Consider the following 5707-nt stretch of genomic DNA (forward strand, 5'->3'; position numbering starts at 1 on the left):
TGGGAGAGCTTTTACAACTTCCACCGACCTCACGGCGCACACGACGGAAAGACGCCTTACGAAGTCCTCAGGGAAAAGCTATAGTCAACAAACGGGATGTACCACGGGTAACCGCACCTTACAAGTAATCTTTAACTAGAAAACTCTGCGCAGTTCTTAAATTTGGCATATCCGAATTAGGTTATCACGTGTTGCGTTCAGAGTCGGCCTAACATTCTAGTTGGATCTACTGATGAAAGTGCTCCGCTTCAAAGCGGAGCAGTGTAGTAAACTCGACAGACCTGTACGGTGTTAGTGCTGTGCCTGTCTCTTTGCGTCTAGTAAGGCGGGCGGGCATTGTGCGCGCCATCAGTCTGGCGAAGTTGTAAAGCGCTCTCCGGATCGGGTACCCGATGTGTGGTGATTTACCCAAGAGGAGGGCAGGAAAGGTTCTGCTTTCTCTCAGGTATTCCATCGCAGAGCGGCTAAGCTGTTGCTATGGTGAATCTTCAAGCAATCGCACTGGCTTCGATGTCCAACTTTTTCATGTATGGTGTATCTAGAGGAAATGCCGTGTATTTTGGTTCGCGCGACACGGCGTGAGAACAGGAATAGAGGTGATCCGTTTGAGTAGTGTTAAGATCCAGCCCGAAGAGATTGCCAATTTTTGCCGCGAATTCTTTAATCGCGAAGTTTCCGGGGTGGAGTATCCAGCTGGTAAGGATCGCAAGACAGTTATCGTCCATTTGCCGGATAGAAGTATTGTTGTTTCAAAACGGGCGAGTGCGAGCAGGGCAAAACTGGAAGCGTCGGTTCTGGAAAAGTTGAGTTCAACCGGATTTGTGCCGTCACTCGTGGGGAGGCGGAGGGACATCCTGGCACAAGAACTAATCTGCGGGAACAGGTTGTCCCATGAACTTGAGAGGGCTTATGCTAATAACCGCGAGCGGCTTCTGATCCAATCTGGCTCAACGCTATTGGATTTACAGGAAGCGGGAAAGCAAGTTGGCCTGAATAAGTATGCACCGCTTATCGGAGATCGCGATGGCTGGTTTCTGGATTTTGCAAAGTCACCACTTCGCCTTGCGAAGCTCGTCAATGCGCCAGTTCCAAACTACGATGCTGAGGCTTTGGCAAAACGAATATCGCCCAAAGATCTGACTTTTGTTAAATGGGATGCCCGGCCTGGAAACGCTCTTTTTACCCCAAAGGGGAAAGTGTCTTGGTTCGATTGGGAACATTGTGGCTGCGGATCACCGGAGGACGATCTTGTCTGGTTGCTGGCAGACGAATGGACACCAATCAATAAACCCGCAGAAGAATTCCTGCTTCAAAAAATTGCTCAGGAAAACAGTTCTTCGCTCGATGAACTTTCGGCAAGATTCCGGAGCAAGGCAATCTTGCACAGCGCAGTTAGGTTGGCGCTGATATTCTCCCGAAAGGGGAGCGGTCCTTGGTGGAATGTGAAATCAGCAATGATGGCTGACCGCGTCGGCGTCAGCCTCCCTCACGTGAGGAGATTGTGTCGACGCGCGAGCGGATGGTCTGCAAGTTTGGAAGGCAGTGTTAACTTGGCTGAGTTGTTCACTGCGACTGAGGAATATGCAAGTTCGCTTTAGGCATGACAGTTGGCTGATTGCGAGAAATCGTTCCTTATACACGCACAAGTCACCATAGGGGTGCTTGTGTTCATGTAGAGGTTGTGGGTGGCAAAGTGTAGTTTCTAATGCTCAATGATATGTCTTGAATCCTTTGTTGATTTCCAAAGGTCCAACTCTAGTTGTTGGCTGGGCTGCACGGTTAACGCTAGGTTGATGACTGCGATTTCTACTTTGCCCAAATACATAATTTGATTTTTGGGGGAGTATCATGACCAATTCTAACGGAACAAATTCATCTGATACGATAGTCGGTACATTCAAAAAAGATAAGATCAAAGGTAACGATGGCGATGATACACTCAGTGGTCTCGGAGGGAATGATAAGCTCTACGGTGGAGATGGAAATGATTTGCTGTTGGGAGGTGACGGTCGTGATAAGTTAAAAGGCGATGATGGCAATGACACCCTTGACGGCGGAGCCGGGCGTGACGACCTCAAAGGTGGTGACGGCGACGACAGTTTGTTCGGTGGTTCCGATGATGACAAACTGAAGGGCGACAAGGGAAATGATCTGCTCGACGGTGGGACTGGAGATGATGATCTCAAGGGTGGCACCGGTGAAGACACTCTGCTTGGCGGGGATGGCGACGACAAGCTCAAAGGTGGGGAAGGCAATGACCAGCTTGAGGGTGGCTTGGGTAATGATCAACTCGATGGTGGTGTCGGCTCGGATACACTTCTGGGTGGCGAGGGAAATGACATCTTGCGAGGTGATGGATCAGGGTCCGGGTCGGGATCTGGAAGTGGCTCCGGTGACGTATTAGAATTTAATGACTATCTGGACGGCGGTTCTGGTGACGATCTGATCATCGGCGGAGCTGGCGAAGACACAGTTTTGGGCGGAGACGGCGACGACATCCTTGTCGGAGATAGCGCCGGGTCTGGATCCGGAAGGTATTATGCAACGGGATCGGGGAGTGGCTCTGGATCTGGAAGAGGTTCCGGCTCCGGATCTGGAAGAGGCTCTGGAAGTGGCAGCGGTTCTGGCGAAGCGGGATTCAATGATTATCTTGACGGAGGGGCAGGCAATGATCTTGTCTTAGCTGGCGGTGGTGACGACGAAGCCGTGTACACAATGGCGGAAAATGCAGGAGCCAGTGATGATTATCGTGGTGGATCCGGGGTTGACACGTTAACGCTCAGCTTGACTGCACAGGAGTGGCTCAATCCAACAGTTCAGTCTGATATTGCAAACTATCTTACATTTTTAGCAAACCACACCAGTGCAACTACCGGAGAAGCGGATTCTGAGGCGTTCAACTTTTCGGCGTTTGGATTGTCTGCCCGAGAGTTCGAAAATCTGCGAGTTATCGTCGATGGCGTTGAACTGAATCCGGCTGATGAAGCGGTAGATGCCGTAGATGACACTGCAGGAATATCCGAGGATGACGTTGCGGTTGGATTCCCGTCTGTATTGCTCAATGACGATGTACCGGATTTGGCGCAATCGGTCACATTGGTGTCTGGCCCGTCAGCCGGTGTCTTGGTTTTCAACGAAGGCACTCCGGTGCATCCGCTTCCTGCGTCCCCGGTTGTTGGCAGTTTCTCATTTGACCCCAACGAGGAATTTGAGGATCTTGCCGAGGGTGAAACCAGGGATGTGACGTTCACCTACGAAGTTACGGATGCGGATGGCGATACAGATCAGGCAAACGTTACAATCACGGTAACGGGTACAAATGATGCGCCGAGCTTGGCGGCAGGTGTTGGGTCTGCGGTTGAAGATGGTCCAACGGTTGATGTTGATCTTGCGGCACTTGGCGGAGACGTGGACAGCGATGATGACGGGTCCAGCCTGTCTTATGCTGTGACGGGCACTCCGGGCGAAGGGTCTGCCTCGATCAGTGGCACGACGCTGACCTTTGATCCGGGCTCTGCTTTCCAGGATCTGGCGCTGAACGAGACGCGGGAAGTAACCGTGCAGGTGACAGCGACGGATGCGCATGGCGCGACAGCGGTGAACGATGTTGTGGTCACGGTAACGGGTACAAATGATGCGCCGAGCTTGGCGGCAGGTGTTGGGTCTGCGGTTGAAGATGGTCCAACGGTTGATGTTGATCTTGCGGCACTTGGCGGAGACGTGGACAGCGATGATGACGGGTCCAGCCTGTCTTATGCTGTGACGGGCACTCCGGGCGAAGGGTCTGCCTCGATCAGTGGCACGACGCTGACCTTTGATCCGGGCTCTGCTTTCCAGGATCTGGCGCTGAACGAGACGCGGGAAGTAACCGTGCAGGTGACAGCGACGGATGCGCATGGCGCGACAGCGGTGAACGATGTTGTGGTCACGGTAACGGGTACAAATGATGCGCCGGAAGTTGTTGCAATTGACGGGGGATCCGTCAGTGAGGACGATGCAAGCGTGGTCATCGATTTACTCGTCGGTCAGACGGACATCGACAATGGTGCGGTGCTGAGCGCGGCGAATATTTCAGCTATGGACGACTTAGGCAACACCGTTGCGTTCATCGACAATGGGGATGGTACAATCAGTATTGACCCGGCGCAGTACGATGCGCTGAACGATGGTCAAGATCGTACGGTGACGGTCTCTTACGAGGTGACCGATGGAATCGACAGTACCGCGAACACTGCGACGCTTGTTGTTGAGGGGGTGAACGACAACGAATCACCAGTGGCAAACGACGACACCCTTGGGTTGTCGACGACGGTAATTGATTTTGAAGAAACATCGCCATTTGTTCTTGGAAACTACGCTGGATTCGACTGGACCAATACTGACTCTTATTACAATTCGACCGCTGGAATTATCCGAACTGGAGACCAAGGAGATACGTCGGCCTACAATGGATGGGCTGGTCGCTTTACGGTCATTGAGACTCCGGATGGTTCGGAGCGGAACTTTTACTCTCTTGACATGCGAGAATGGGGGGGGGCTCAAACCGTGCGCTTCTCAGGCTGGCGTGATGGTGTCGAGGTGGAAAGTTTGACTGTGACGCTGACATCAAGCTACCAGACTATCGATTTGAACTTCCTTAATGCCGATGAGTTGCACATTGATGTGATTACTGGAACACAGGGCGGTGGCACTTACGGTTGGTATTTAATGGATGATATCGTCGTGTCAGACGGTGTGGCTGTGGATACTACCGATGAAAACACAGCGCATACGATTGCGGCGATCGATTTGCTGACTAACGACACCGACCCAGATGGAGATACGCTGAGCATTTCGGCAGTATCAGCTACAAGCGCGTTGGGCGCAACCGTGATCCTGAATGGCGATGGGTCCGTGACCTATGACCCCACATCCTCGACTGTATTGGACGAGATGGCTCAAGGTGAGACACTGGAAGACAGCTTTACCTACACAGTGTCCGATGGCAATGGAGGGTTTGACACTGCAACTGTTACCTTAACGGTGTCTGGGGTTGATGATCCTCCAATCCTAACCGGAACGACCACAGCCCAGTCGGGGTTCACCGATCAGGATTTCACCTATCAGTTTGCGGAAAATTTGTTTACCGATCACGACGAAGGCGAGGCCATCACCTATGACGTTACTCTGGCTGATGGCAGCCCGCTGCCTAGCTTCCTGAGTTTCGACGCGGGTACACGTACCGTCAGCTTTGCAGCAAATGCACCTCAGATAGGTGATATCGGCTTGTATACACTATTGGTGACTGCCAGCGAACCGGATGGGCAAAGTTCAACAACAACCTTTACACTCAGCGTGCTCGACGGTGCTTTAATTCAAGGTACATCAGGCAATGACAACCTCACCGGGACGATCCAAGGAGACCTTATTCAGGGCCTGGCAGGCAACGATACATTGTATGGTTTGACTGGGTCTGATGTTCTAGATGGTGGCGCCGACAATGATCGGTTGTACGGCGCGGCTGGTGATGATGTTCTTCTGGGTGGTGATGGAAATGACTACCTGTACGGTGAAGATGGCAATGATAATCTCTATGGCGGTGGAGGAAACGACCAGCTGCAGCAAGGCAATGATGGCGGCACTCTGGATGGTGGTGAAGGCAATGACACCATGTACGCCAGCACCGATTCAAGTGGCACCTTTACCGAAATTCTGAACGGCGGCAATG

At 52.2% G+C, this 5707-nt stretch carries 2 protein-coding genes and 1 pseudogene; all 3 read left to right on the forward strand.

Annotation, left to right across the window (positions count from 1 at the left end; translation table 11 throughout):
• A pseudogene (locus FEE96_RS23070) lies at nucleotides 1-84 on the forward strand (IS481 family transposase); the annotation flags it as partial.
• A gap of 512 nt (nucleotides 85-596) precedes the next feature.
• Nucleotides 597-1598, forward strand: a complete 1002-nt coding sequence (locus FEE96_RS23075) for a phosphotransferase (RefSeq protein WP_171021806.1) — start codon at nucleotides 597-599, stop codon at nucleotides 1596-1598.
• Nucleotides 1599-1848: 250 nt separating this feature from the next.
• Nucleotides 1849-5707, forward strand: a 3859-nt coding sequence (locus FEE96_RS23080; RefSeq protein WP_138165494.1) for an Ig-like domain-containing protein, incomplete at its 3' end; no start/stop codon positions are given.

Origin of the sequence: Parasedimentitalea maritima (assembly GCF_005771405.1) — a bacterium.
GTDB lineage: Bacteria > Pseudomonadota > Alphaproteobacteria > Rhodobacterales > Rhodobacteraceae > Parasedimentitalea > Parasedimentitalea maritima.